This is a genomic window from Rhodococcus sp. IEGM 1306 (assembly GCF_036541985.1).
Classification (GTDB): Bacteria; Actinomycetota; Actinomycetes; order Mycobacteriales; family Mycobacteriaceae; genus Rhodococcus_F; species Rhodococcus_F qingshengii.
The window spans coordinates 359,005-381,774 of sequence record NZ_JAZHFF010000001.1 but is presented as its reverse complement, the minus strand read 5'-3'; the positions used below and the strand labels follow the sequence as shown (position 1 = coordinate 381,774).

Annotated in this window: 24 protein-coding genes; 10 read left to right on the top strand and 14 right to left on the bottom strand. The window is 62.2% G+C overall.

What is annotated here, in order from left to right; translation table 11 throughout:
* Together V3587_RS01945 and V3587_RS01940 are read right to left on the bottom strand one after the other, a co-directional pair.
* Window positions 1-1,032, bottom strand: coding sequence for a hypothetical protein (locus V3587_RS01945; RefSeq protein ID WP_030537004.1), 1,032 nt, complete (start codon window positions 1,030-1,032; stop codon window positions 1-3).
* A gap of 84 nt (window positions 1,033-1,116) precedes the next feature.
* Window positions 1,117-2,016 (bottom strand): LysR family transcriptional regulator, encoded by a 900-nt coding sequence (locus V3587_RS01940; protein ID WP_007732639.1) that lies wholly within the window; start codon window positions 2,014-2,016, stop codon window positions 1,117-1,119.
* 188 nt (window positions 2,017-2,204) lie between these two features.
* Here V3587_RS01940 and V3587_RS01935 point away from each other — a divergent pair, with 188 nt between their 5' ends.
* Together V3587_RS01935 and V3587_RS01930 are read left to right on the top strand one after the other, a co-directional pair.
* Window positions 2,205-2,843 (top strand): hypothetical protein, encoded by a 639-nt coding sequence (locus V3587_RS01935; protein ID WP_007732640.1) that lies wholly within the window; start codon window positions 2,205-2,207, stop codon window positions 2,841-2,843.
* On the top strand, window positions 2,840-3,616 hold the full coding sequence (locus tag V3587_RS01930; protein WP_283376057.1) for an SDR family NAD(P)-dependent oxidoreductase: 777 nt from the start codon (window positions 2,840-2,842) through the stop codon (window positions 3,614-3,616). The genes V3587_RS01935 and V3587_RS01930 overlap by 4 nt, the downstream gene beginning before the upstream one ends.
* Window positions 3,617-3,631: 15 nt before the next feature.
* On the opposite strand, the gene V3587_RS01925 is transcribed toward V3587_RS01930, so the two are convergent.
* Complete coding sequence (locus V3587_RS01925; protein WP_007732643.1) at window positions 3,632-4,393, bottom strand: SDR family NAD(P)-dependent oxidoreductase; 762 nt, start codon at window positions 4,391-4,393, stop codon at window positions 3,632-3,634.
* Window positions 4,394-4,592: 199 nt separating this feature from the next.
* Between V3587_RS01925 and V3587_RS01920 the strand changes: the two genes are divergently transcribed.
* A complete protein-coding gene (locus V3587_RS01920; protein WP_003940546.1) occupies window positions 4,593-5,369 on the top strand; it encodes an SDR family oxidoreductase in 777 nt (258 codons plus the stop codon).
* Between the two features lie 110 nt (window positions 5,370-5,479).
* Here V3587_RS01920 and V3587_RS01915 read toward each other — a convergent pair whose 3' ends face one another.
* Genes V3587_RS01915 through V3587_RS01890 form a run of 6 tightly spaced genes read right to left on the bottom strand, consistent with a single transcriptional unit; the run spans window position 5,480 to window position 11,144 of the window.
* Window positions 5,480-6,301 carry a MaoC/PaaZ C-terminal domain-containing protein gene (locus V3587_RS01915; protein WP_030537003.1) on the bottom strand — a complete coding sequence of 274 codons (822 nt, stop codon included), beginning with the start codon at window positions 6,299-6,301 and terminating at the stop codon, window positions 5,480-5,482.
* Window positions 6,302-6,315: 14 nt separating this feature from the next.
* Complete coding sequence (locus V3587_RS01910; protein ID WP_003940050.1) at window positions 6,316-7,494, bottom strand: lipid-transfer protein; 1,179 nt, start codon at window positions 7,492-7,494, stop codon at window positions 6,316-6,318.
* Window positions 7,494-7,922, bottom strand: coding sequence for a MaoC family dehydratase (locus V3587_RS01905; RefSeq protein ID WP_003940399.1), 429 nt, complete (start codon window positions 7,920-7,922; stop codon window positions 7,494-7,496). The genes V3587_RS01910 and V3587_RS01905 overlap by 1 nt, the downstream gene beginning before the upstream one ends.
* Window positions 7,919-9,034: an acyl-CoA dehydrogenase family protein gene (locus V3587_RS01900; RefSeq protein ID WP_030537002.1), complete on the bottom strand. Its 1,116-nt coding sequence runs from the start codon at window positions 9,032-9,034 to the stop codon at window positions 7,919-7,921. The genes V3587_RS01905 and V3587_RS01900 overlap by 4 nt, the downstream gene beginning before the upstream one ends.
* Window positions 9,034-9,981: a bifunctional MaoC family dehydratase N-terminal/OB-fold nucleic acid binding domain-containing protein gene (locus V3587_RS01895; protein ID WP_050656576.1), complete on the bottom strand. Its 948-nt coding sequence runs from the start codon at window positions 9,979-9,981 to the stop codon at window positions 9,034-9,036. Before V3587_RS01895 ends, V3587_RS01900 begins: the two co-directional genes overlap by 1 nt.
* A complete protein-coding gene (locus V3587_RS01890) occupies window positions 9,978-11,144 on the bottom strand; it encodes an acyl-CoA dehydrogenase family protein (protein ID WP_003940442.1) in 1,167 nt (388 codons plus the stop codon). Before V3587_RS01890 ends, V3587_RS01895 begins: the two co-directional genes overlap by 4 nt.
* A 130-nt stretch (window positions 11,145-11,274) precedes the next feature.
* Between V3587_RS01890 and V3587_RS01885 the strand changes: the two genes are divergently transcribed.
* From V3587_RS01885 to V3587_RS01870, 4 genes are all read left to right on the top strand, one after another.
* Entirely contained in the window at window positions 11,275-11,733 is a 459-nt protein-coding gene (locus tag V3587_RS01885) for a nuclear transport factor 2 family protein (protein ID WP_030537000.1), read from the top strand.
* 114 nt (window positions 11,734-11,847) lie between these two features.
* A complete protein-coding gene (locus tag V3587_RS01880) occupies window positions 11,848-12,705 on the top strand; it encodes a MetQ/NlpA family ABC transporter substrate-binding protein (RefSeq protein WP_003940478.1) in 858 nt (285 codons plus the stop codon).
* Window positions 12,706-12,717: 12 nt separating this feature from the next.
* Complete coding sequence (locus tag V3587_RS01875; protein WP_007732648.1) at window positions 12,718-13,719, top strand: methionine ABC transporter ATP-binding protein; 1,002 nt, start codon at window positions 12,718-12,720, stop codon at window positions 13,717-13,719.
* Window positions 13,716-14,384 carry a methionine ABC transporter permease gene (locus tag V3587_RS01870; RefSeq protein ID WP_042448389.1) on the top strand — a complete coding sequence of 223 codons (669 nt, stop codon included), beginning with the start codon at window positions 13,716-13,718 and terminating at the stop codon, window positions 14,382-14,384. The genes V3587_RS01875 and V3587_RS01870 overlap by 4 nt, the downstream gene beginning before the upstream one ends.
* Window positions 14,385-14,388: 4 nt before the next feature.
* Here the strand turns inward: V3587_RS01870 and V3587_RS01865 are convergent, their stop codons facing one another.
* Window positions 14,389-15,609, bottom strand: coding sequence for a fatty acid desaturase family protein (locus tag V3587_RS01865; RefSeq protein WP_007732653.1), 1,221 nt, complete (start codon window positions 15,607-15,609; stop codon window positions 14,389-14,391).
* Window positions 15,610-15,742: 133 nt separating this feature from the next.
* Between V3587_RS01865 and V3587_RS01860 the strand changes: the two genes are divergently transcribed.
* Both V3587_RS01860 and V3587_RS01855 read left to right on the top strand, forming a co-directional pair.
* Window positions 15,743-16,948, top strand: coding sequence for an enhanced intracellular survival protein Eis (locus tag V3587_RS01860; RefSeq protein WP_030536997.1), 1,206 nt, complete (start codon window positions 15,743-15,745; stop codon window positions 16,946-16,948).
* Window positions 16,949-17,013: 65 nt separating this feature from the next.
* The gene (locus V3587_RS01855; protein ID WP_003939753.1) at window positions 17,014-17,577 is read left to right on the top strand and encodes a GtrA family protein; all 564 of its coding nucleotides are present in this window, start codon (window positions 17,014-17,016) and stop codon (window positions 17,575-17,577) included.
* A gap of 36 nt (window positions 17,578-17,613) precedes the next feature.
* On the opposite strand, the gene V3587_RS01850 is transcribed toward V3587_RS01855, so the two are convergent.
* Window positions 17,614-17,853 (bottom strand): LuxR C-terminal-related transcriptional regulator, encoded by a 240-nt coding sequence (locus tag V3587_RS01850; RefSeq protein WP_037128651.1) that lies wholly within the window; start codon window positions 17,851-17,853, stop codon window positions 17,614-17,616.
* Window positions 17,854-18,065: 212 nt separating this feature from the next.
* On the opposite strand from V3587_RS01850, the gene V3587_RS01845 reads away from it, so the two are divergent.
* Window positions 18,066-19,328 carry a TetR/AcrR family transcriptional regulator gene (locus V3587_RS01845; RefSeq protein WP_283376056.1) on the top strand — a complete coding sequence of 421 codons (1,263 nt, stop codon included), beginning with the start codon at window positions 18,066-18,068 and terminating at the stop codon, window positions 19,326-19,328.
* Between the two features lie 14 nt (window positions 19,329-19,342).
* Here V3587_RS01845 and V3587_RS01840 read toward each other — a convergent pair whose 3' ends face one another.
* From V3587_RS01840 to V3587_RS01830, 3 genes are read right to left on the bottom strand one after another with little or no spacing between them, the layout of a single operon-like run.
* Window positions 19,343-20,224 carry an LLM class F420-dependent oxidoreductase gene (locus tag V3587_RS01840; protein ID WP_283376055.1) on the bottom strand — a complete coding sequence of 294 codons (882 nt, stop codon included), beginning with the start codon at window positions 20,222-20,224 and terminating at the stop codon, window positions 19,343-19,345.
* A complete protein-coding gene (locus tag V3587_RS01835; protein WP_054187455.1) occupies window positions 20,221-21,051 on the bottom strand; it encodes an SDR family NAD(P)-dependent oxidoreductase in 831 nt (276 codons plus the stop codon). The genes V3587_RS01840 and V3587_RS01835 overlap by 4 nt, the downstream gene beginning before the upstream one ends.
* A complete protein-coding gene (locus V3587_RS01830; RefSeq protein WP_411742221.1) occupies window positions 21,048-22,679 on the bottom strand; it encodes an AMP-binding protein in 1,632 nt (543 codons plus the stop codon). Before V3587_RS01830 ends, V3587_RS01835 begins: the two co-directional genes overlap by 4 nt.
* Window positions 22,680-22,770 lie beyond the last annotated feature (91 nt).

Here is a 22,770-nt window from a genome sequence, read left to right as displayed (position 1 = left end):
TCACTGTCCTTTCGTGGATGGAACTGCGAACGGACGAAATGTCCGCTGGCCATAGAGAAGATCGAGGAGTTCGTCGAACTCACCCAGTAGGTCGACCGCGTCGGGACGCAATCTCGGGTTGTCCTGCATGCTGCCGTCGGCAAACGCCTTCATCCGTTCGTGGGTCTGCTCGCCCAGCATTCGGAGCATCAAATGATGAGCCATGTAGACGTCCCAGGCCGGAGACGCTCCTTCGCCGAGTTCCGGTGGGTACGAATCACGATCGGAACCGATCGTCGCCACCGGGCGGCTGCCCGTACGGGTGGCAAAGGACCAGCCGACCAGCACCACCCCGTGCCGATCAGGCTCGATCAGCACGTTCTCCGCGGTAATCGCCGTGTGCACCCAACCAGTCGCATGCGCTGCTGCCAGAGCCCGAAGTAGCCGTCGGTGCATCCACGCCCAGTCCCGTGGATCGAGGCCACCTGGATACGCCTCACGGACGTCGGCGAGACTCACAAAACCTTCGGTCAGATCGTCCAACACATCGATCTGACGTCTCGTGCCGCTGCCCACATGGGTGATTTGATCGATCAATCGCGGGAAGTACGAGACTGCCCAACCGGCTTCGCACGAATTCTCGATGTCCGTCAACACATTCCGTTCGGCCTCGATCATCGAGTTCGCCCGAGGGTCTCGCGGAATCTTCAGTACGACACCGGCATCGGACCGGTACAGGTTAGCGACCGAGCCGCGCGCTACCAGTCCACCCAACGTGTACTCGCCCCGCTCGCCGACATAAACGGGCCGAGAATCTGCCGGCTCGAACTCCGCTGTCCAACTGCGGTATAGCTCGTTCAACCGAGATGTCGCGGCCGAGTATCGCACCCGATCTTCGGGCTTCGCCCGGTCCGGATGAATGGCGGAGGCGAGCCGATGAAAACGACGCTTTGCAGCGCGACGGGTGTCGAGATCGCTGGAGTCTCCCCCGAACACATCGGCCGAAACTCGTGCTGCCTCGACGATTTCAAGTGCCGTGCTGATCGTTTTCATAGTTTTAGTCTATCTGACTAAAACGAAGACGGCAAGAATGCGTATTTCATCCGAGTACATGCGCATCACATCAGGACACGGCAATCACCTGGCGGTACCGAGGGCTGAAACAGCTTTGCGTAGCTCGATCACTGCCAGACTGCTGTCGCCCTCGCGGGTACACAGATCGATCGAACACTGCTCGATGTCGGAAATGCGCACGAAACTGATATCCGAGCGGGTGTAGTACTCGGCAATGGTTGCTGCCGTTATCACCACCGCCCGACCGTTGGCGACAACCTCGAGCGCTTCGTCCATCGTGCGGACAGAGGGACCGTACCGGACGGGTACACCACTCGGGCGCGGGTCCACCGACCACCATTTCACCCATTCGGGTGGCGCACCGTCACTCGAAACCTGCACAGTCCCATCTATTTCAGAAATCTCGATACTCGTACGGCCCGCCAGTCGGTGTCCTCGAGGCAGGGCCACCACCCGCGGTTCGACGCCGATCCGTTCGAGCACCACACCGTCGAGCACCGGCAGTGGAGGGCGCACGAAGGCGGCATCGACGGTCGCGCTCGCCACCGCGGAAACCTGTTGGGACCAGTCCAATTGGACCAGCTCCACCTCCGCATGCAACGAATCGATCACCGCACGTCCCAAACTTCCGGCCGCCCCGTTGATGAATCCGATCCGCAACCGCCTGGCCCGCCGACGCTCGAGTGCGTCGAGCCCGTTCATCGCGCGAACGGCGAACTCGAGAGCGGGCCGCGCATCCGCGACGAACACCTCACCCGCGGCGGTGAGCACCACCGGGTGCGAACTGCGATCAACCAACTCGACACCCACCTGTTCCTCGAGTCGACGAATCTGCTGACTGAGAGCAGGCGCCGTGACGAACAACCGGTCTGCCGCTCGGCCGAAGTGCCCTTCCGCCACGACGACGAGCAACGAGGACACCAACCGCAGATTCAGATCTTCACCTCTTCTCGCCTTTTTCATTACCGTCCATTCGGTTGTCTTAGGCCGCTGTTCGCCAGCAAAGTGATGACCATCACGGTATCTGAACAGCGGAGTTAAGCAAACCGGCAATTGTCGAACGAAGTTCTACATGTACAGCGAATGCCACGTCAGGTCACAGTTGTCGCAGATCCGGACAGCCCGCCGAATCCGCGAAACCAGGAGATGTGATGAGCAAGTACGAGCACGAATTCGTCCACATGATGGATGGCGTCGAAAAGCAATTGGAAACCATCGACAATCCGCGGCACCAGAAGATCCTCCGAAACTACCGGCGCCACGCATTGCTCGAGGTCTCCGGTCGTTACAAGGAAATCCTCTCGCCCGACATGACCGTCGAAGAACCCGTCTACCGGTTGTTCGAAGACGGGCAGTCGATTGTCCTCGACGGCATGGACGCCGTCACCAACTTCTACCAGTCACTCGCCGAGACGGACACCCTTGTCATGTGGACCGGACAGTCCGACTTCGCGGTCTCCGACAGCGGATTCTCGGGTGAGACTCTCTTCAGTCAATTCGTCCCAGGATCGATTCTGGGAGACGGGGTGTTCGGCGCGGTGCACGAATCGGGTGGATCCACCCCCGCAGCCCCCGAACAGTCGTCGGACATCGACCCCGACGGTTGGTATCTCGTGCGTCGGACCTTGGCATTTGTCTGGCCGTACGACGAGCAGGGGCGACTCATCGGTGAGCATGTCTACGAAGATTCTGCTTCGAAAGTCGTGACCAAGGTGGACCCGAGCGAAGTCATCACGGCGGCGCGCGCAGCCGAACTGCTTGCCCCACTGCTCGAAACGCACCTGCCGTGAGCGCGCCCGTAGCCATTGTCACCGGCGCAGCTGCCGGGTTGGGCGCCGCTATTGCCGAGCGCCTTGCGGAGGACTTCGGCACCCTGCTTCTCCTCGACATCGAAGAGGCCGCACTCGCCGACACCGCAGCACGCCTGGAAAGCCTTGGCGTAGCAGTCCACACGGCACGATGCGATGTTCGACGTGAAGGTGACGTCAAGAACGCCTTCGACGTGGCTGCATCGGCCGGAAGCCCGACTGCACTCGTCAACGGCGCCGGAATCGGCGTCTTCACTCCGTTCCTCGAGATCACCGAAGACCAGTGGGACAACACCTTTGCGGTGAACACCAAGGGCAGCTTCCTGATGTGCCGCGAATTCGTGAGCAGAACCGAGGGTCCGGCAGCGATCGTCAACATCGCGTCGATCGGTGCCCGCTTGGGCGGTGACATGCTCGCGCACTACGGACCGTCGAAGGCCGCCGTGATCGAGATGAGTCACAGCGTCGCCCGGATCGGTGCGACTCGAGGACTTCGCTCGAATACGGTCATGCCCGGCCTGATCCTCACCGACATGTGGCTTCGAACCATCAAGGAACTGCGTCGACGCGATCCCTCGCTCACAGATGTTTCCGATGCTGACGTCTTCGATTCTTTTGTCGCACAGATGGTTCCGATGGGTCGAGCTCAGACGCCCGGAGACATCGCCGAGATGGTCGCCTTCTTGTTCAGTGACAAGGCTCGCAACGTCACCGGCCAGACGATTGCCGTCGACGGCGGCGCCGTGATGACCTGATCGGGTCGATGGCGGTCAGCCCCAGCGCGACTGGCCGCCGTCGAGCGGGATCGTGGCACCCGTGAGATACCCGGCGTCTTCGCTGACGAGGAAGACGACGGCACGACCGATGTCGGTCTCGGGGTCTCCGACGCGTCCCAGCGGAATACCTGCGACAAATGCCGCTGCCTCTTCGGGATTCTTGTCCATCCACCACTGCAACGCGGGAGTCTTGGCGTGCGGGGCAACATTGAGAACGCGAATGTTGTCCTTGCCCCATTCACAGGCCGCAGCGCGGGTCAACGAGCGCATGCCTTCTTTGATGGAACCGTAAGCGCCGTAGTTACTGGCATCCCAGCGCACCGCCGCCGAGGTGACCATGTTGATGATGACGCCACCGCCACGACTGTTCATGTGGGGGTACGACGCCTGCATCATGCGCAGGGTGGCGAGCGGCCCCGTCGCGAAGGAACGCTCGAAGTCTTCGTCGAGCACGCTCAAGAGTGGGCCGGGCTTGCAGTCGTTGGCGTTGTTGACCAGGATGTCGATTCCGCCGAACAGTTCGACGGTACGGTCCACGGCGTCGGTGATGTCGTCCTTCTTGCTGACGTCGCAGACCACCGCCTCACCGCGCGCACCGATGTCAGCCAGTAGTCCGCACGTGGTGTGCAACTTGGATTCGGTGCGGCCGGCAACGGCGATCACGGCGCCCTCTTTGGCCAAGGCCAGGGCAATCCCCTGCCCGATTCCCTGACCCGCACCGGTGATGAGTGCGACTTTGCCTTCGAGCTTGCCCATGTGACTACTCCAATGTCCGTCGACGCAGAGGTCCCTTTTGCGGGAGGGACCGGTCGATTCTGGTGACTGCCGCTGTTTGTCGTCTACACTCGACCTACAAAACAACCAAGCACTTGCTTGACCCTAAGGTGTGCGACCACGTCGCGTCAATCACATTGGGCGGCAATTCAGCTCGGCACCGCACCAGGAAGGCTCCACCGTGACACTGCCCAACCCCGTCGATTTCAGCGGACGCTCGGTGATCGTCACCGGCGGCACCAAAGGCATCGGCTACGTCATCGCCGAAACCTTCCTCGCCGCGGGTGCGAACGTGCTGGTCTGTGGCCGTAACGAGCCCGAAAACCTACCCACCGCCGACGGTCGTAGCGCAGCCTTTCGCGCCACGGACGTCCGCGATCCCGCCGACGCCGCAGCCCTCGTCCAGGATGCCGTCGAGCGCTTCGGCCGTCTGGACGTCCTGGTCAACAACGCCGGCGGCTCCCCCGATGCCGATGCTGCGACGGTGTCACCCCGCTTCGTCGAGAAGATCGTGGCCCTGAACCTGTTGGCACCCTTCAACGTTGCCCAGGCCGCAAATGCAGTGATGCAGACTCAGGACGACGGCGGTGCCATCATCAACATCGGCAGTGTCTCGGCGATCGACCCGCAGCCCGGAACCGCGGCGTACAGCGCAGCCAAGGCAGGCCTCCTCGTTCTGACCAAGGCATTGGCCCTCGAATGGGCGCCGAAGGTCCGGATCAACCACATCACCACCGGCCTGATCCGTACCGAGGCTGCCGCCGAGGTCTACGGCGCCGACGGCGGCGCTGCGGTCACCAGGACCATTCCGATGGAGCGCATGGCCGTGCCGGCCGATATCGCCAACTCCTGCCTGTTCCTGGCGAGCCCGCTCTCCTCGTACGTGAACGGCGCCGACATCGCCGTTCACGGCGGCGGTGAGTACCCGGCTCGCTACATGGCGACCCACCAGGATTGAAACAAATACGAAGCAGCCCCTGAGCGGATTCGCTCGGGGGCTGCTTCTTCGTGTGAACAACTGCGGGGCGCGACGAGGGGTCAAGCACCCCGCAGTTGAGTCTGGAGGGACTAGCGAGCGGAGAAGCTCACTCGTGCACCGGAAATCGCTACCTGATCACCCTTGGTGACCTGGAAGGCCAGGTCGTCGGGAGTTCCCCACGCAACGATGGACGGCGCTTCACCCGGATGGATTGCCGCAGCGAATCGACCCTCGAGGCTCACGAGGTCCGCCGGATGCACTCCGGCGACCCGGGCAAGCTCGAGCGTGCTCGCGGCCAACGTGCACAGGCCGTGCATGATCGGACGCGGCTGGTTGATCCGCGCCGCAGCCTCGGGATCGATGTGGATGTGGTGCTTGTCGCCCAGGAGCCGGTACATCGCCGTCTGGTTCTCCGCTGTGGTCAACACACCGGTCAACGAAGGCTCGCCGGTCGGCTCCGCCGGACGTGAGGGTCCACGTTCTCCGCCGAATCCACCGGCACCGGGGGCAAAAAGTGACCAGGTCGCGACGAAGTATTCGCACTCCACCTTCACTTCGAACACGGCCGCTGCGCCCTTGTCCCACACCTCGCCGACCGAAGCCTTCAAGGTCACGTCACCGCTACGCGGAAGCGGAGCAAGCACTTTCAGCTCTTGCGAGCCGTGCAGTGCCGTCGAGGTGTCGAAGGCGCCCGCCGAACCCAGAGCGTCGGGAGCCCACTGCGCCAGCGTCAGAGCAAAGGTCGGCAGTACCCGAAGCTGATCCTCGAAGACGAGGTCCAGCTCGGTCGCCTTGGCGCCCACGGCAAGTGCGTACAGGATCGCGTCGCGCTCGGTGTACGACACGGTGCGGGTCCCGAGATCGGCTCCACGCCAATCGCCGGCGGTCTTCGCAGCTTTCGAAGTTGTCACTGTCTTTTCCCCTCTCAAACAGCGCCGAGAACGAGACCGCTGGTGGGTACTGCTGTTCCGGCTGTGACCAATACGTTTTCGACGCCCTCGGGCTGGTTGGTCGACGTGCCTCGCACCAGTCGCACACCTTCGGCAATTCCGTTGACACCGTGCAGGTACGCCTCGCCGACCTGACCACCGTGAGTGTTGGACGGCAGGCGTCCACCGATCTCGAGGTTGCCTTCGCGGATGAAGTCCTTTGCTTCGCCTGGCTTGCAGAAGCCCAGTTCTTCGAGCTGGGGAAGCACCAACGGAGTGAAGTGGTCGTACAGAATCGCGGCGTTGATGTCATCAGGGGTCAGGCCGCTCTGGCCGTACAACTGACGAGCAACCAGGCCCATCTCCGGGATACCGGAGATGTCGGGCCGGTAGTAGCTGGTCATCATGTGCTGATCCTTGCTACTGCCCTGAGCGGCGCCCTTGATGACGACGGGCTTGTTGGCCAGATCCTTTGCGCGCTCGGCAGAGACGATGACCAATGCCTGGCCACCGTCGGTTTCCTGGCAGCAGTCGAGCAGGTGCAGCGGCTCGGCGATCCAGCGCGAGTTCTGATGGTCCTCGAGCGTGATCGGACGCTCGTAGAACCAAGCAGCCGGGTTGTTGGCGGCATGCTTGCGCGCCACCACTGCAACTCGTCCGAAGTCCTCACTCGTCGCACCGTACTGGTGCATGTAGCGGCGGGCGAACATGGCGACCCACTGAGCGGGAGTCGACAATCCCTGCGGAGTCATCCACGCATATGCCGCGCGATCCGCGGTGCTGTCCATGGGGCGATCGTGCTGCCCTAGGCCGTAGCGCACACCGGAGCGCTCGTTGAAGGCGCGGTAACAAACCACGACGTCGGCAACACCCGTCGCAACTGCCATGGCCGCCTGCTGCACGGTGGCACACGCAGCGCCGCCACCGTAGTGAATGCGCGAGAAGAACTTCAGCTCGCCGAGACCACAGTTGCGAGCCACGATCGCTTCGCCGTTCGTCTCCGACGTGTAGGTGGACAGACCGTCGACCTCGGACGGATCGATACCGGCGTCAGCGAGTGCCGCGACGATGGCCTCACACGCCAACTGCAGTTCGGTGCGGCCGGAGTTCTTGGAGAACTCGGTGGATCCGATGCCGACGATGGCGGCGGCTCCCGAGAGTGGGCTGATCGCCATCAGGGCCTCTCCTCTTCCTTGAAAGCGACTGCGACGGTGCCGGATGCATGGTTGCCGAGGCTGTTTGCACCCTGCACCTTGACCACGACCACTCCGTCTTCCTTGGACACGACCTCACCGGTCATCGTCATGGTGTCACCCGGGTAGTTGGGCGCCCCGAGACGAATGGCGATGCGGCGCAGGGTCGATGCAGATCCGGCCCAGTCCGTGACGTATCGACCGACAAGACCGTTGCTCGTGAGGATGTTCATGAAGACATCCTTCGAGCCACGCTCCTGGGCCAGGCTCGGATCGTGGTGCACGTCCTGAAAATCGCGAGTGGCGATTGCCGTGGCGACGATCAACGTGCGGGTCAGCGGGATCGCCAACTCGGGCAATGCCTCTCCGACAACGACGTCTGCGTAACTGCGACCGGCAAGTACGGTCATGCGAGCACCTCCACACCGGATGCGAGCTGCGCACCCAGACGCGCCAGATCGGAGCTGGAACCACCGAGGGTGGCAGCAATCTGCTTGCCCCACAACAGGTGACGGTGAACCGGGTAGTCGGTGTCGACGCCCATGCCGCCGTGAACATGCGTGGTGCGATGCACGACGCGCTGTCCGCCGTCGGTAGCCCACCACTTGGCGACCAGTACCGAGGTGCCGAGATCCAGTCCCTCGGAGATGCGCCAGGCGGCCTGCCACAGTGTCACGCGCATCGCTTCGAGATCGATGTAGCAGTCAGCGAGTTGATGATTGACGGCCTGGAAGGTCGCCAGCGGACGGCCGAACTGCTTGCGGCCGTTCAGGTACGTGACGGCCTGCGCGACTGCACCCGACCCGACGCCCCATTGGATTGCGGCCAATGCCAGCTGAACGCGGTCGATCAGCCACGGAACCGTGGTGCCGTCAGCCGCACCGATCAGCTGCGCGGGGGCACCGGCAAAGGTGACGTTGGCACAGATCTCCCAACTGGTGGACTGCGTCTGTTCGAGCGTCACTCCCTCGGCACTCAGGTCGACCAGCAGCAGTGCCGTACCAGTGGAAGCGGTTGCCGAAACGAGAGCAAGGTTCGCGACGTGAGTCATCGGCACTACTGCCTTCTCACCCGTCAGAGTCCAATTGCCGTCGGCGTCCTGCTCAGCCGTGGTCAGTGGGTCGCCGCCAGTGTACGGACCGAACTCTTCGAGACCGACGGTCAGGAATCGACTGCCGTCGGCAACTCCCGGAAGGAGTTCGGCGCGAAGGGAATCAGAGCCGAATTCGTTGACAGCCAATGCTGCAAGGGTCGTTTCCCAGATCGGCACGGCCGCAACGTGACGTCCCTGCTGTTCGAGCAGTGCGTACAGCTCGGACAAGCCGAGGCCACCGCCGCCGAACTCCTCCGGCAGGGCGATACCGAGCAGGCCGGTGCTCGCGAGTTCGCGCCACAGTTCACGGTCGACGCGCTCGGCGGAGAGTTCGATCTCCTTGGTGCGCTCGATCGTTGCCTTGCTGGTGAAGACCTCGTCGGCCAGTGCGCGAATTGCTTCCTGCTCTTCGCTGAAATTGAAGTCCATCAGTGCTCCTCGCGTACGGCCGGCCGGAACGCGGGAAGCGTCAGATCCGGGTCGGCGTCGATCCAGTCAAGTTCCACGGGCATGTCGACCACGACATCTTCGGGCGCGATACCCGCCATGTTGGCGATCAATCGGGTTCCCTCTTCGAGTTCGATTACCGCAACGATCAGCGGGTAGTCGAACGCGTCGATCTTGGGGTGGTGATTGACCACGAAGCTGTACACCGTGCCACGACCCGACGCGTCGATCGTGTCCCACTCGAGTGACCGGCACTCCCCGCACATCGGGCCGGTGGGATGACGCAACGTCTTGCAGGACGTACAGCGCTGGATCACCAGACGGTGCTCCTTGGCTGCTTCGAACCAGAAAGCGTTGTCCGCGTTGAGAGCCGGACGCGGACGCAGTGCACGAGGAGCTTCGGGCGCAGCAGATTCCTGAGGTTTGAACCGCAGCGTCCGCCACCGCTGGGTGCCGACAACCTGATCGTCACCGTTGCGGTAGGTCTTGAGCGTCGTGACGAAGTGTCCGACACCGAGGCCGGTCTTCTTCTCCGGCGAAATCGACTCGATGACCTCGGTGTAGTTAACGCGATCGCCTGGGCGCAGTTCGGCGAAGAACTCCTGATCGGAATCGGTGGCCACGACAGAGCTGTAGCCGGCTGCGTCGAGGGTGGCGATCAGATCGGTCCACACCTGCGACGGGTCGTTGCCCGCCATCTTGTCGGTAAAGGTCCGCATGATCCAGACCTGAAGCATCTGAGCGGGAGCGACGACGCCGTCACGGCCGGTGGCGCGGGCAGCTTCGTCGTCGAGGTAGACGAGGTTGGTATCGCCCATGGTCTCGGCCCAATGCCGGATCATGGGGATGTTGACCTCGTCGGGTCCCCAGGTGGTGGGAACAAGCGTCTGGCCGACAAAAGCGTCGAGTTGCGCCGAAATGTCGCTCACTTGACCCTCTTTTCGCGAACGAGTCCCAAGCCGATGGTGCCGACCATGTCACGCAGAACCTCGTTGACGCCGCCACCGAAGGTGTTCACGACACCCTGACGCGAGATCTGCTCGATCTGACCGGCAAGCAAAGCGCCCGGAGACTCGGGACGGATGCGTCCGGCGGAGCCGAGAATTCCGAGCAGGGTGCGGTAGACGTCGACGTGAGTCTCGGTCCCGTACGTCTTGGTGGCACCGGCGTCGGCTCCGGAGAGCGTGTCCTGTGCGACGGCTGCCGTCATCTTCCAGTTCAGCAGTCGCATGGCCTCGAGCTTGGCGTGTGTGCGAGCGAAGTCCTGTTGCACCCACGGGATGTCGATGGCGCCGTTTTCCTTGGCCCAGTCCAGGACCAGGTTCCACAGACCGTACGTGCGACCACCGATGGCCGCCAGGCCGATTCGCTCGTGGTTGAGCTGAGCCGTGATGAGCTGCCAGCCGCCGTTGACCTCGCCCACAACGTCCTTCGACGGAACTCGAATGCCGGAGTAGTACGTGGACGTCACCATCAAGCCGCCGACGGTGTTGATCGGTGACCACTCGAAGCCTGCATCCTCGGTGGGGACGATCAGGATCGAGATTCCCTTGTGCTTGGGGGCATCCGCGTCGGTGCGGCAGGCCAGCCACACGTAGTCGGCAGTGTTGGCGCCACTGGTGAAGATCTTGTTGCCGTCGACGATCCACTCGTCACCGTCGAGAACCGCACGAGTCTTGAGTGACGCGAGGTCGGTGCCGGCCTCGGGCTCGGTGTACCCGATTGCGAAGACGATGTCGCCGGCCAGGATGCCGGGCAGGAAACGTTCCTTCTGTTCTTCGGTGCCGTACTTCATCAACGTCGGTCCGACGGTATTGACCGTCACGAAGGGAAACGGCAGACCTGCGCGCTGAACCTCGTCGAAGAACACGAACTGCTCTTCGATGGAGCGTCCCTGTCCACCGAATTCCTTGGGCCAGCCGATACCGAGCCAACCGTCCTTGCCCAGCAACTTCACGATCTCGCGGAAGTACTCGCCACCCACACCTTGCTCGCCGGCCGCGCGACGCTTCTCTTCCGGCAGCAGCGCCGCGAAGTACGCGCGCAACTCCTTGCGGAGCTCCTGCTGCTCGGGCGATTCCCTCAGATCCATCGCTGTTTCTCCTATGGCATTCATGGCTGGCAACTCTTGGCCTGGACGCTAACCAGATGCCCAGGTGGGCGCTGTGAGTGTCTCGATGAGCGGGAAGCCGAAACATGAGCGGCGTCACATAGGGTGAGATATGCGCATGGACTCCTCGGATCGCGTCGCTCTCACCGACTTGGCCGCCAGGTACGCACAGGCCGTCGACCGCCGAAACACCACTGCACTTGCGGCTCTCTTCACTGACGACGTGGCATTCGTCTTGCCGCCGGCACTGAACGGAACGGGTGCGCCGACGGAGATACGTGGGAACTCCGTCGTCAGCAGTTCGGTGGTCGACGCCGTCTCACATCTGCACTCGACCCGGCACATCGTCGAGCAGCAGATCCTCGACCTCGACGGCCCCACCACCGCACACGGTGAGGCTTACTGCTCCGCTCACCACATCTATCCGCGGGGCGAGGGCCACCGGGACAACCGGATCGAGATTCGTTACCAGGACAGCTTCGAAAAGATCGACGGCACCTGGCTGTTCTCGCGTCGCGAACTGGTAGTCGATTTTGCCGAGGACGTTCCGGTCATCCTGCTCGGACAATAGGTACATGAAAAAATCGCGGTGATTCTGTATCTCCTCACGGGAGGTTTACCGGGCTAGCGTTCAGCAACTGTCACGCCATCTCGGCGTGCGTTCGGCTATGTCTTGGAGATTCACATGTCACGCTCGCGCACCAGAAGATTCCTCGCTGCCTTCGCAGTGGCCGCCGTCGCAGTCGGAACCGTAGCCGCGTGCTCGAGCGACAACTCCTCCGACGAGAACGCACCTCTTCGCATCGTCGCTTCTTCGGTTCCGCACGCCGAGATCCTGAAGTTCGTCGAAGAAAAGGGCCTGCTCGGTGACACCAAGATCGAGGTCAGCGAGATCACCGGCGATCTCGACGCCAACGAGGTGCTCGAAGCCGGAGACACCGACGCCAACTTCTTCCAGCACGTGCCGTACCAGGAATCGTGGTCGAAGGAAAAGGGTGTCGACGACCTGGTCGCCGTGGCGAAGGTCCACGTCGAGCCCCTCGGTGCATATTCCAAGAAGGTCACCAACGTGGCCGACCTGCGCCAGGGCGCAACGGTCGCTTTGTCCAACAACGTGACGAACTTCGCCCGTGGGCTGTACCTGCTGCAGCAGGCCGGTTTGATCAAGCTCGATCAGCAGTTGGGCGCCCCCGGCACCGACATCACGCAGATCAGCGAGAAGAACATCATCGACAACCCCAAGGGACTCACGTTCACCCAGGTCGATCCCCCGCAGCTGCCGCGCACGCTCGACGACGGAAATGTCGATCTCGCAATCATCAACGGCAACTACGCAATCGAAGGTGGCCTCAACCCGGCCAAGGACGCCCTGGTGCTCGAGAAGGCCGAGGGCAACCCGTACGCCAATGTCCTGACCGTACGCACCTCGCTCGAAAACGATGCGCGAGTACAGAAGTTGGCCGAGGCATTGACGTCCGCCGACGTCGCGACGTTCATCGAGCAGACCTATCAGGGCTCGGTCATTCCGGCCAGCGCTACCTGATCGAGACCCGTCATGGTCTTCTCGATCGAATCGGTCTCCAAGGAATACCGCAGCGGCACACAAGTTCTGCATGCACTCGATTCCGTATCCCTGAAAATCGAAGACGGCGAAATCTTCGGCATCATCGGCAAGAGCGGCGCCGGCAAGTCGACTTTGCTGCGCTGCCTCAACCTGCTCGAACGCCCGACCAGTGGCCGGATTCTGTTGGGCGACACCGATCTGACCGCGTTGAGCCCAGCGCAACTGCGCGACACACGCAAGCGGATCGGTGTCGTGTTCCAGCATTTCAACCTGCTGCATTCCCGTTCGGTCGCCGCCAACATCGCCTTCCCTCTCGAAGTGGCGGGATACTCGCGGGCAGATCGACGTGCCCGCGTCGACGAGCTGATCGAGTTGGTGGGCTTGGAAGACCGACGTGACGCCTTCCCCTCGCAACTGTCCGGCGGCCAGAAACAACGCGTCGGCATCGCGAGAGCCTTGGCGGCTTCACCCGACGTCCTCCTGTGCGACGAGGCCACGAGCGCCCTCGACTCGGACACAACCGATTCGATCCTCGACCTGCTCGCCGATCTCAATCGACGACTCGGTGTGACCATTGTTCTGATCACCCACGAGCTCAACGTGGTTCGACGGATCTGCCATCGCGCTGCGCTGATCGATCAGGGCCGCATCGTCGACGAGGGAACGCTCACCGAACTGGTCGCAGACCCGGACTCACCCCTCGGAGAGGCGCTACTGCCGACCGGAACGGTACGAACGTCCACGACCGGAATTCCGGCGCTCCTCACCTTTGTCGATTCACTGTCCACCTCACCCGTGATTTCCCAACTCTCACGAGATCTCGACGTCGACGTCACCGTGATCTCCGGCGGTATCGAGGACATCGGATCCCATCAGGTCGGTCGCCTTCGCGTGGAGTTCGCCTCACACACGGGACTCGTCAGCAACGAAGAGACAAGAAAGTCTGTCGAAGAACATCTTTCGCAGCGCGGAGTGAAGGTGACGTTCTCATGAACAAGACGTCCTGGCAGGATTCCCTGGGCGAAGCATGGGAAGCCCTACTCGACACGCTCTACATGGTCGGTGTCTCGTTCGTGCTCACCGTGATCATCGGTATCGCTCTCGGTGTTCTGTTGCACGCGAGCGCGCCCGACGGAATCCGTCCCAACCGCGTCCTCAATTCGGTTCTGGGCACCGTGGTGAACGTCGGCCGTTCGCTGCCGTTCGTCATCTTGTTGGTGCTCCTCATCCCGGCAACGAGGGCGATCGTCGGAACAGCGCTCGGCGCCACGGCAGCGATCGTCCCGCTGACCATCGGTTCGGTGCCCTTCTTTGCGCGCGTCGTCGAGAACGCCTTGCGTGAAGTCGATTCCGGACGCGTCGAGGCAGCGCGGTCCATGGGCGCCACCGACAAAGACATCATCACCAAGGTGCTACTGCCCGAATCCGTTCCGGGATTGGTAGCAGGAGCAACCCTGACGGCGGTGATGCTGATCGGCTTCTCGGCCATGGCAGGTGCCATCGGCGCCGGTGGACTCGGCGACTTCGCAATCAAGTACGGCTACCAACGATTCAACACACCGGTGCTGTTCGTCGCAGTCGTGATCTTGATCGTGCTGGTGCAGGCAATCCAGTCGACCGGCGATCTCGTGGTTCGTTCAATGGCGCACAAGCGGTAACTGATCAGCTCGAGACCATCGCGATCGCTGTTCGCAGTCCGCGCCGCTTACCCGTCTGCGGATCGACGCCGAACACTTCCTTGATTCCGCCTCGGATGCGGAACTTCAACTCCGAGTGCGTCTCCGGAGCGTCGTCCTGGGAAGCCGAGAGAAACCTGTTGGGCAGCGACAACTTCCAGATGGTGCGCAGAGTCAATCCGTACTGCTTCCACAGCGGCCCGGTCGTGTACGGGAGGTCGTACTTGTCACACAAGTCCCGCAGCGGCACCGCGATTTCCGAGTACCGATTGCTCGGCAGATCCGGGAAGCAGTGATGCTCGATCTGGTAGCAGAGGTTGCCGCTCATGAAGGCCATGACGGGACCGGCATGAAAGTTGGCAGAGCCCAGCATCTGTCGTAGGTACCACTGAGCGCGCGATTCGTTCTCGAATTCCTCGAGCGTGAACTTCTCGGCACCGTCGGGAAAGTGCCCGCAGAAGATGACGGCGTAACTCCAGTAGTTTCGGATGAGGTTCGCAACGACGTTCGCCGTCAACGTGGTCTTCCACGCGGGGCCGGTCAGGGCGGGGAACAGGATGTAATCTTTCGCCACCTGACGCGCGATCTTCTTACCGACGTCCTTGGCCATCTCCGATTTCTCGGACCACTTCACCTCACCCTTGCGGAGTTTGTCCGTTTCGAGGTGATGCAGTGCCACTCCCCACTCGAAGAGGGTCGCGAGCACAAAATTCGTGATCGGTTGAAAGAGGTAGTCGGCGTGCCACTTTTGATCGCGCGTGACGCGCATGATTCCGTAGCCCACGTCGTTGTCCAGTCCGACGATGTTGGTGAACTTGTGATGGGTGAAGTTGTGCGAGTGCTTCCATCCCGAGGACGGGCAGGTGTTGTCCCACTCCCAGTTGCTCGAGTGAATCTCGGGATCGTTCATCCAGTCCCACTGGCCGTGGATGATGTTGTGGCCGAGTTCCATGTTCTCGATGATCTTGCCGACCCCCAGCAGCGCAGTCCCCAGAATCCAGGCAGGCTTCTTCTTGCTGGCGAACAAGACGATGCGGCCGGCCACCATCAGAGAGCGCTGAAACGCGATCGTCCGCTGGATGTATCGAGCGTCGTGCGCGCCGCGCTTCTCCTCGATGTCGAGCCGAATGGCATCCAGCTCGCGCCCGAGTGCCTCGACGTCTTCCTCGGTCAGATGGGCATATTCCTTGATGTCGGTGATCGCCACAGTGTTTCTCCGTATCGGTTTTCTCCGTGCCGCAGGACTGGTCCGTCGGGCGGTACCCCTGGGAGCCGGTGCGGAAACGTCAGCCCCGATATTCATGTGCGTCTTCACGCAATCTATGCCAAAGTCGATATACGTGAGCCCCGAAAACAAGATCACCATCCGCACCGCTACCGAGAGCGACTGGCCGGCTCTCCAACTACTCGACTCGGTGGGGTTCGGTTTTCACCCGTCTCCCGCGGTCAGCGAACTGACGAAGGCGCTCTACAAGCCCGAGGACATCATCCTCGCCGTCGACGGTGACCTACCCGTCGGCGTGGCCATCGAAATCGACATGGAATTCACCGTGCCCGGCGGACGCCAACTCCCCACGCGCGGAATCACCTGGGTATCCGTCGCCCCGACTCACCGTCGACGTGGTGTCCTACGCTCGATGTTCACTGCACTTCACGCCCACATCGAGTCGACCGGAGCACCACTTGCCGCCCTGACGGCCAGCGAGGCCGGCATCTACAACCGCTTCGGATACGGCCCGGCCACCTTCAGCGAAGGCATCACCCTCGATCGCCGCTTCGCACGATTCCGCCCCGAGGTGCCCGACAACGGTGGCGTGTCCATCGTCGACATCAAAGCTGCCTCGACGCTTCTTCCCGAGATCTACGATCGCTGGCGGCTGCAGACACCCGGCGCTCAGGTCCGTCCGCAACCGCTCTGGGACCATATGTTCGCCGACCCGTCCGAGGATCGTGACGGCGCCTCCGGACTGTTCTTTCTGACACACGCGGACGGATACATCGCTTACCGGCACACGAGCGAGGGCCGCGACAGCATCGCCCGGATCGACGAGTTCGTGACGATCACCGAAGATGCGCACGCGGCGCTGTGGCGCACGATCTGCGGCCTCGACCTCGTCACCCGGATCGAGACACGCCAGCATCCTGCCGATCCACTCCGGCTGATGCTGACGGACTACCGTCTTGCCCGGACGACGACGCGCTCCGATCGACTGTGGCTGCGCATCATGGACGTTCCCGCGGCTCTCGAGGCTCGTGAATATGCTGCTGACCTGGACACAGTCGTCAAGGTCGAAGATCCGTTCCTGAAGGCCGGCGGAACCTTCGCACTTCAGGTCAAGGGCGGCAAGGCCACCTGTACGGCCACTGACGCGGTGCCTGCGATCACGATGCCCTCTGATGTCCTGAGCAGCTTGTACCTGGGCGAGCACCAGGCCAAGACCTTCGCGGCGGCGCACCGACTCCACGCGTCCGATCCGCAGGAGATCCTGAATTTCGACTTCGCTTTCAACGCGCAGAAGCCCGCAATTCTCGGGTACGGATTCTGATGATCTTGCCGACACGGGCATCGACGATTTGTGCCGTCGGTCGTATTCAGGGTTAGCCTCGAACAATGGCGTTTGTCGAAAAGATGGTCAATAGGCTTCCTGAGCGGGTTCTCGTGCGCGTCCTGCCGCACGCAGAAATGCTCAAGTTCCTGGTGGTCGGCGGCATCGCCTTCATCGTCACCACGGTGCTGTTCTTCGGCATCAAGTGGACGGTTCTGCCTCAGCACCCGGTGACGGCCAACATCCTTGCGGTCCTGATCGCGACGGTTCTGTCCTACGTCCTCAACCGCGAATGGTCGTTTGCGCAGCGCGGTGGTCGACAGCGCCATCACGAGGCCGCTCTGTTCTTCATCGTCGCGGGTATCGGTTTGGCCATCAACCAGGTACCACTCTGGACCTCCCGGTACGTGTTCCATCTGCGTCAACCCGAGGTGTCGGTGTTGATGGAAAACTTCGCGGACTTCATCAGCGGATCGATCATCGGGACCCTGCTGGCGACGGCCTTCCGCTGGTGGGCCATGCGTCGGTACGTCTTCCCCGAAGAAGCCACAGACAGCCAGGTCGTTCTCGACATCGAAGCGACTCCCGGCACCAAGACGCCGACAACCGACGCCACCGCCCTCGACTGACTCCCGGATCGACGCACCCGATCGCTCGCGCTTCGATCAGAGTTCGTCGATTGCGATCAACCCGTCCTGCAGCGCTCGCGCAAGCAGTGCCATCTTTGTCGGGGCTGTCCGGCCCACTCCGTCGTACTTCCCTCGAATACGAGCGAGGTGCGTATTCACCGTTCCCTCCGCGATGTACAACTCACGCGAGACTTCAGCTTTCGAGTCGCATCGAATCCAGGTCAACAGCACCTGTACTTCACGCCTACTGAGGCTCGGTGATTCAGTAGTCTTCATCGCTCGTGTCCTTTACTTCCAGGCCTTGTTTGGCGCGGTCGAATTCCATGAAAACGGAGCAAGGTCGCCGGGTCACTCCATTTGTTGACTGGGGAAACTCTCGCGCGAGAGCAAACACTCTCAGAACAGCACCCACGCAGGCCTTGACCTCGATAAAGTCTTGTTTGCCCGTTATGTGCGGGCGAGACTGCCGATCGACCGAAGGACTGACGATGACTGATCGCGACGCCACCACCGTGCTGCTCATCGACGCCGGCGTGACGTCGCTCGTCGAGGCCCCTCAGGACATTCTCGAACGCGGACTTCGGAGCGAACAGGTCGTCAACCAAGCCGGAGCGTCGCAGGCTACGTTCTTCCGCAAGTTCCGCACCAAATCCGAATTCATCGAGGCCGTGATCACCAGCCTCACCGAATCGACCTTGCACAGCGCAGACACGGTGAAGCAGACCGTGCGCGCACAGCTGGCCGCAAACGACGACGCGCTTCGTCCGACGGTCACCACTCTCGTCAAAGAGACATTCGACGCAATCGTCAACGACGCGTCGACTGCAAGAAGCCTTCTCTCGCACATTTTTGCGGGCTCACACCGGCGAACCTCCACCGCTCTGGAAATCGAATATCGTCGACGCGACGAGCTCGTGTCCGCTGCCTACGAGGCCCTTTTCGAGAAAACCGACGCAACACTCCGAAGGCCGTTCACCACCAAGACCTTCGCTGTCACCGTCAACGCGGTGATCGACGGTTTCCGCATTCGTAGCCGCATCGATTCCCGCTCCATCTCACCCGACATGATGTCCGACGCGCTGCTCGCCATGTTGGGCGCCGTCGTCGATATGTCTGGCCTTCACCAACACCTCGATGACGTTGTCGGTCCCATCGACCAGCCCGCTGAGCCACGTCCGCTGCCGCGTGATCCGCGAGCGGCGTTTCTCGCCGCTGCCCGTAGCGAATTCGGCAAGCGCGGATACTTCATGACGCAGATCAACGACATCGCCGACACTGCAGCAGTTCCCCGCACCGCCGCGAACAAACTGTTTCCCACCAAGCCCCACATCCTGGTGGCAGCCCTTCAGAGTCGAGTGGACTCGCTGCGAGAAACCGTTGCCGACGACATCCTGATCGGTCTCGGTGACGTCGCGATCATCGAGAACTTCCTACTCCGCTGCGCTCAACTAGCCTCAGACGAAACAGAGTTCATGGATGCACTGCTGGTTGCCGTTGCCCACGACACCTACGGCGAGCCCGAGAGCCTGCTGTCGCTCAAAGAGAAACTCAACATTCCCTCGATCATCGCGCCGATTGTGCAGCGGGGCCAGGACAACGGAGTCTTGTCGACCATCAGTGCTCCGATGGACATCGCCGCGGGAATCACCAACACCCTCCTATTGCGGTGCTTCACCCGCCGAGCCGACAGCCCGGCCGACAACGCAGCCTTCGTCGGCGCGATGCTCCTGAACGGGCTGGCCCATCCCTGATCAGACGGGGCGAATTACGCTACGAGCCCCAGCCGCTTCGAGCATTCGGCCATCTCGTCGATGATCAGTTCCAGCGACGTGCCACGACGACTCGCGGACAACACGATTCGATCGGCTCCCAACCCGCGTGCCCAGTCGAGTTTCGCTTCGTCGAGCCTGGGCAGTGTCGCACCGAGTACCAGCGATACGTCGGCAGGATCTCGATCTGCCTTCACCGCAGCCGCTTTCATCGCCGCTACAGCCTTGTCGAGATCTTCACCGGCCAGTCCCAGCGGCTGGAAACCGTCACCCAACCGGCCTGCTCGCCGAGCAGCAGCGAGACTGTGTCCACCGATGTAGAGCGGAACTCCGGATTCGCGGTGCGGCTTCGGCCAGCTGTACGCACCCTTGAACGAGAAGTAATCGCCGTCGAAATCGACTGCTTCCTTGCCCGCCCAGAGTGAACGCATCACCGCGATGGCCTCATCGGCTACCTTGCCGCGGCGCTCGAAGTCACCGCCGCACGCCTCGATCTCTTCCTTCATCCACCCCAGGCCGAGGCAGATGCGCAATCGCCCACCGGAAAGGCGATCGAGCGTCGCCAATCGTTTGGCGAGCACTACCGGATTGTGATTGGGCAGCACCAGAACTCCAGTGGACAAGCCCAAAGTGGTTGTGGCACCCGCCACGAACGAAAGCAGTTCGAGCGGATCCGGGATGTCGCAGTCATCGGGAAGATGCGATTTTCCGGTCGGAGAATAGGGGTACTCGCTCTCGGTGTCGGCGATGACCACCGAGTGCTCCACTGCCGAGATCTCGTCGAAACCCAGCGACTCGGCCGCACGGGCGAATTGCAGAATCCAATCAGGGTCTCCGCTTCGACCCAGTTCGACCGGAACGACCACGCCGAGCTTCATACCGTTTCCTCCAGTGTCGCCATCAATTTCGGACCATCCACGACGCGACCGAGGTACCGGTCCGCATCGGGATCTGTTGCAAGCCACACCGCCGCTGCAGCGGGTACGGATGCCGGTGTGGCCGCAAATCCGGCGTCCACGATTGCGTCCGCGCCACCACGGGCTTTCCCTGATTCCGTGATGACAAATCCCGGACTCAGGTTGAACGCTTTGATTCCGGCGTCTCGGTACTCGGAGTTGATCGCTCCGGCAATACGTCCGAACGACGCCTTCGACGCGGCGTACGACAGACCCCAACCACCCTCGCCGGGAGGCGCAGGCGGATCCATGGTCGCCGAGCCCGATGCCAGATTGACCACTACGCCGTTGCCGCTCTTGATCATCGACGGGAGTATCACCTGGACCAGAGCGAGTTGGTGCAGATAATTCCCGATCGCCATCGCCTGAGCGTCGTCGATCTCGATGTCGAGCACCCGGTCCATGTTTCCGACCGTCTGCGCATAGGCGTTGTTCACCAGCACGTCGACACGTCCCCACTCGGCCAGCACCCGTTCACCGGCGCCGCGGACGGATGCCAGATCGAGCAGGTTCATCGGAACGGCCAATGCGCGCACACCGAAGGACTCGATCTCGGCAACCGTCGTCTCCAGGCTGCCGGGCACCGGAATCACTTGCTCGCCTTGCCTCGTTCGCGGGGCTGCCCGCCCCTCTCCTTCACGAACGGTGCGAGCAGTGATTGCAACGTCGAATCCGGCGCGCGCGAATGCCAGCGCGCACTCTCGGCCGATCCCCCGGGAAGCGCCGGTCACCAGCGCAACTCCACTCACAGGAACCGCGTGCGGCCGTGAGTCTCGAACTCCTTCTCCAGGTTCACCACGTCAGCTTCGGTCATCAACGTGTATTCGGGAGTGCCTCGGCCCACCCAGTGGAACACTGGTTCGTCGGTCCGCCAGCTATCGGCTTGAAGTTCACGTTTGAGTACCTTGTTGGAGCCCGTGACGGGCAGATCGGTCGAAACGCGAACAAATCGTGGCGCTGCCTTGGTACCCAGATCCGCCTGCGCGGCAAGGTAGTCGGCGAACTCGACCGGATCGAAATCGGCGAGATCGGCGACCTCGATCGCAGCCATGACCTGATCACCCGAACGCGGATCCGGCACCGCGAAGACACCCGTGGCGATCACCTTGGGGTGCCGACGCAGGATGTGCTCGATCATCAGGGCCGAAGTGTTCTCACCGTCGACCCGGATCCAGTCGCCCTTGCGTCCCGCGAAGTAGATGAAGCCGGCCTCGTCGACGTAGCCGAGATCGCCTGTCCAGTACCAACCGTGGCGAATCTTCTCGGCGATCGCGTCTTCGTTCTTGTAGTACCCCTCGAACTTCTTCGATCCGGCCTTGTCGACCATCTCGCCGATGGATTCGTCGGGGTTCAGCACGTGACCGTGCTCGTCGAGAATTGCGCGGGGTCGCTCTTCGCGCGTATCGGGATCGACGATGACGATGTTCTCGCTCGCGGGACGGCCCAGCGCTCCGGCAGGTTGGTTCGGATCGAGCACTACTGAACCGGCACCTTCACTCGAACCGTATCCCTCGAAAAGTTGTGCACCGAAACGACGGATGAACTCTGCCTTGTCCCCCGGCGACGCCTCGGTCCCGAAGCCGTGGGTGAGGGTGTTCTCGATGTCGTCGGGCAGTTCCGGCGTCGCCATGAGATACCCCAAGGCCTTACCGACGTAGGTGAAATATGTTGCGCCGTAGAACCGAACGTCCGGCATGAATCCCGAGGCCGTGAACTTACGAACGAGGCAGACCGTAGCTCCCTGCGAAAGGGCCGGCGCCCACAGAGCCATCAACGCGTTGCCGTGGAAGAGCGGCATGCAGCAGTAGCAGACGTCGTCGCGGTCGATGTCGTACTTGGCGCAGTTCGCGTAGGCCAACCGCGTCAGACGCCCCTGGCTGCACCGCACTGCCTTGGACATTCCGGTGGTGCCCGAGGTGAAGAGAAGCAAGAACAGCGTCGACGCGTCGACACCGAGGTCGATCTGAGGCGACTCGACGTGATGTGCTGCAATCTTGTCCGGGTACGACGCGTCGTCGACGAGGACGAAACGATCTTCGGTCAGCCCGAGGTCCAGGCCGGCAAGCTTCTCGTAGCCTGCTTTGTCGGTGACGATCAGCTGGCAGTCGACGTACCGGACCTCCGCCTCGAGTTCAGCTCCACGCCTGGTCGGATTGATGCCGACGATCGTGGCCCCGGTCAGGACCGCGCCGCCGAGCCAGAACAGGAACTCCGGATCGTTCTCGAGAAGTACTCCGATGTGAAACGGTCCGGGCGCGCGAAGCGACTTCGCCAGCGAGCCGCGCGCTGCGCTCTCGCGCACCACCTCGTCCCAGCTCCAGTCCTGCGTCCGCGTCCGCAGACCCAGGTGCTGATCACCGAGACGGTCGATCAACATCTGCGCGACGTCCTCGCGCTGAGGAGCTGCAAGAGCTGCATTCGAAGATGCTTCGGTGGCGGTGTTCGTCATCGTGTCCTGTGTCCTAGTC